Below are 3,633 nucleotides of genomic sequence, written 5' to 3'. Positions count from 1 at the left end.
GACGCGTCGTCCTGCCGGAAATTCGAGGCGTTGATATCCACCGTCAAGACCGGAGGTAAGTGAAATGGCCAAACATCTGTTCGTCCTCAACGACCCGCCCTACGGTACCGAACGCAGCTACAACGCGCTGCGTCTCGCCCGTTCGCTGCTGAATGCGAAGGAAGAAGTTCGCGTGTTCCTGATGGGTGACGCCGCCGCCTGCGCCGCTGCCGGGCAGAAGGTGCCGCAGGGCTACTACAATCTCGGCGACATGCTTGGCGCCGTGGTCCGGCGCAATGGGGAAATCTCCGTTTGCGGCACCTGCATGGATGCCCGCGGCATGACCGAAGAGCGCCTGATCGAAGGCGCCCGACGCGGTACCATGGATATCCTGACCGAATGGACGCAGTGGGCGGACAAGCTGCTGGTATTCTGACGGCCGGGCGCAGTCGCAATGCGGCAGCGGATCGCATCGACGACTTGAACCAGACGCCGGATTGAGCATGACTAACGAATACATATTCTTCGACGCAACACTGCGCGACCGTTTCGCGAGCTTCGTTGCAGGGCACGGCATCCCCACCCAGTCGCGGCCGGACGCGATGGAGGGCTTCGTCGTGGCATTGACCGGCGACCTGGCGGACGAACTCGAGGAGGCCATCGAGGCCGAGTACGCCACGCTGATGGCGGAGCAGGTCGATCTGGTCGAGGCCGCGGAAGGCGACATGGCACGCGCGCTGATGGCCGTCGCCATCACGCTGCCCGATGGCCAGCCCGGTGTCGTGCGAATACCCGCCCGCCATGCGCGCCGCCTGTTCGAGCACTTTTCCGCCGAAGAGGTGCATGAGCTGGTCGGCGCCATCGCGCAAGCCATGGCGAATCCGGTCGCCGGGCCGCTGTGCCGCAAAGCCTAGCTTGCGCCGGCAGATCCTGGCGGCGCAAGCCGGCAGGAAATCGCAATGTGCGAATTGTTCGGCTTTAGCGGCGACCGCGAGCAGAGCCTGAGCCCCTGGCTGGCACCGTTTCGCGAGCGCGGCGGCGGCAGTGCCGACAACCCGGATGGATGGGGCGTGGCCTCCTGGCATGACGGCGTCGCCAGCCTGACCAAGTCTTCCGAACCGGGATTCAGCAGCGCGGGCTTCGCTCGCGTGGCGGGCGCGCTGCGGACCCGCCTCGCCATCGCGCATGTGCGCAAAGCGCGGCATCCCCCCGTGCCGGGCATGCTCAACACCCATCCCTTCATCCATGCCTGCTGCAACCGGGACTGGGTCTTCGCGCACAACGGAATGGTGCCTGAGGTCATCGAATGGCAAACCACAGGGCCGCTGTGCCTGCCGGACGGCGAGACGGATTCCGAATATGCCTTCTGCCATCTGCTGACCGACATCGCCGAGGCTTACGACAACCCGCTGCGGCCGGCATGGCTCGGCCGTCTGGCCAGGCTGTCGGAGAAAATTGCGGCACTGGGCAAGTTCAATTTCCTGCTCTCCGACGGCCGCGAACTGATTGCCTACGGCCACGACCGGCTGCATCAACTCGAGATTGACGACGAGTCCGGATGCAGCATCATCGTCGCCACCGAGCCCCTCACCGACGGCGCATGGCGGCCCTTCGCGGCGGGAGAGCTTCGCGTGTATCGCGACGGAAGGCTGATCGCACGGCTGGGCGGCAAAGGGCAGGGCTCGCCCTCGCCGGACTGAAGAAAATCCTCAGCCCAATTGCCGCCGCAGTTCGGCCAGATAGCGCAAGCCGGCAATTGCGCGGCTGCCGTACCAGGAGACCATTTCGCCGTCGATGCGGGTCACCGGACGCTGCGCCAGCGCGCCGACTTCGGCCAGATGTCGATCGGTGAAGGCATAGGGTTCCGAGGGCAACAGCACGCGCGATATGCCGGCCAGCCACGGCGCATCCCAGGCGAATTCCGGAAAGCGTGCCGGTGCGTCGGCCGGAAGCGTGTCCCAGCCGGCGGCGCCGAGCATGGCCGCGATGTAGGTGTCGCGCCGGACGGTCATCCAGGGCTCGCGCCAGATCGGATAGAGCACGGCTTGGCGCGGCCGCGTGGCGGCCAGTGCGGCGAGTTCCTGCCGCGCCGCCGAGAACTCCGCGGCGAGGCGCGCGGCCTCGGCATCGCGCCGGAAGATCGCGCCGAGCAGCGCATACAGGGCGAGATTGTCGTCGACGGTTTGCGGATGCACGACCACGACCTGCGGCACGAACTCCATCATGGCCTCGACCGCGTCGCGCCGGTTCTCGTCGATGTCGGCAATCAGATGGGTCGGCGCCAGCTCGCGCACCGCGTCGAGCTTGACGTCCTTGGTGCCGCCGACCTTGGGCACCCGGCGCAGCGCCTCGCGGGGATGGACGCAGAATCCGGTGCGGCCGACCAGACAATCCGCCAGGCCGAGGTCGCAGACGAGTTCGGTCAGGCTCGGCACCAGGCTGACGATGCGCGGCACGCCGTCATACGGCCGCTGCTCGCGGCCCAGGGCGTCGACCGGCATCAAAGATCGAGGCCGCGCGGCTTGCGTCCGGCGCGGGCGAAGATGGCATCGAACAACGGGTTGGGCAGCAGGCGCAGCAGTTTGGCGACAACGCCCATCTGCCAGGGAATCACCGTGTAGCTGACGCCGCGCTCGATGGCGCGGGCGAAGCGGCGGGCGGCTTCGTCGACCGGCAGCAGGAAGGGCATCGGGTAGCGGTTCACCGCGGTCATCGGCGTCGCGATATAGCCCGGCACGATGGTGACGACCTCGACCCCGCTGCCGCGCAGTTCGCCGCGCAAGGCCTCCAGGTACGCGATGGTCGCCGCCTTCGAGGCGCAGTAGGCGCCCGCTCCCGGCAGGCCGCGGATGCCGGCCACCGAGGCAATGCCGACCAGGCGGCCGCTGCCGCGTGCCTTCATGGCGGCGATGAACGGCTGCAGGGTCTGTGCCATTCCGGTCACATTGGTTTCGAACACGCGGCGGAATGCCGGCAGGTCGTCCGCGGCGTCGGCCAGGGTGCCGACCGAGATGCCGGCGTTGGCGATGACCACATCCGGGCAACCGCAGCGGGCGATGAAATCCTCGGCGGCGGCCTGCAGGGCCGCCGCATCGGCGACATCCAGCACATAGCAGGCGTGTTCCCCGGGCAGTTCGGCAATCAATTCGCCGAGCCGCTCCCGGCGGCGCGCCGCCAGTCCGAGCGTGGCACCTGCAACTGCGTAATGGCGGGCCAGCGCCTCGCCAATGCCGCTGGATGCCCCGGTCAGGAATACCCGCACGGGTTCTTGCCGTCTAGTTCTTGCCGGCCTCGGCGCGGGCGCGATCGATCAACTGCTCGATGATCTCCAGCAGGTCTTCGTAGTTGCCCGGCGTCAGCGCCAGATACTTGCCCTGCACCATTACCGACGGCACACCCGTGATGGTGGCGCTCAGGGTAAGCTCGCGCGCCTGCTGGACCCGGCTCTGGACGCCGAAGGAATTCCAGGTCTCGGCAAACTGCTTGGCGTCGACGCCTTTCTTCGCAATCCAGTCGAAGAGGACCTTCTCGTCATCGAGACGCTGATGATCGAGGTGGATCGCATTGAAAACATCGCGGTGCAGCCTCCCGACCAGATTCATGGCTTCGAGCGTGTAGTAGAGCCGCGCCGGCGGCGCCCACTTGTTGTTGGGG

6 protein-coding genes are annotated in these 3,633 nt (G+C 67.1%); 3 read left to right on the top strand and 3 right to left on the bottom strand.

Annotated features, from left to right (window positions below; genetic code table 11):
• Nucleotides 1-64 precede the first annotated feature (64 nt).
• From WC493_RS22275 to WC493_RS22265, 3 genes are all read left to right on the top strand, one after another.
• Entirely contained in the window at nucleotides 65-415 is a 351-nt protein-coding gene (locus tag WC493_RS22275) for a DsrE/DsrF/TusD sulfur relay family protein (RefSeq protein WP_373068663.1), read from the top strand.
• 67 nt (nucleotides 416-482) lie between these two features.
• Entirely contained in the window at nucleotides 483-893 is a 411-nt protein-coding gene (locus WC493_RS22270; RefSeq protein ID WP_373068661.1) for a hypothetical protein, read from the top strand.
• A gap of 45 nt (nucleotides 894-938) precedes the next feature.
• Nucleotides 939-1,679 carry a class II glutamine amidotransferase gene (locus WC493_RS22265; protein WP_373068659.1) on the top strand — a complete coding sequence of 247 codons (741 nt, stop codon included), beginning with the start codon at nucleotides 939-941 and terminating at the stop codon, nucleotides 1,677-1,679.
• A 9-nt stretch (nucleotides 1,680-1,688) separates the two neighbouring features.
• Here WC493_RS22265 and WC493_RS22260 read toward each other — a convergent pair whose 3' ends face one another.
• From WC493_RS22260 to WC493_RS22250, 3 genes are all read right to left on the bottom strand, one after another.
• Nucleotides 1,689-2,480, bottom strand: a complete 792-nt coding sequence (locus WC493_RS22260) for a helical backbone metal receptor (protein ID WP_373068657.1) — start codon at nucleotides 2,478-2,480, stop codon at nucleotides 1,689-1,691.
• The gene (locus WC493_RS22255; protein ID WP_373068655.1) at nucleotides 2,480-3,241 is read right to left on the bottom strand and encodes an SDR family oxidoreductase; all 762 of its coding nucleotides are present in this window, start codon (nucleotides 3,239-3,241) and stop codon (nucleotides 2,480-2,482) included. Before WC493_RS22255 ends, WC493_RS22260 begins: the two co-directional genes overlap by 1 nt.
• 13 nt (nucleotides 3,242-3,254) lie before the next feature.
• Nucleotides 3,255-3,633, bottom strand: a 379-nt coding sequence (locus tag WC493_RS22250; protein WP_373068653.1) for a thiol:disulfide interchange protein DsbA/DsbL, incomplete at its 5' end; no start/stop codon positions are given.

The organism is Zavarzinia sp., from assembly GCF_041650655.1.
Classification (GTDB): Bacteria; Pseudomonadota; Alphaproteobacteria; order Zavarziniales; family Zavarziniaceae; genus Zavarzinia.
The sequence above is the reverse complement of the archived record's forward strand: the minus strand, read 5'-3'. Positions and strand labels throughout refer to the sequence as shown.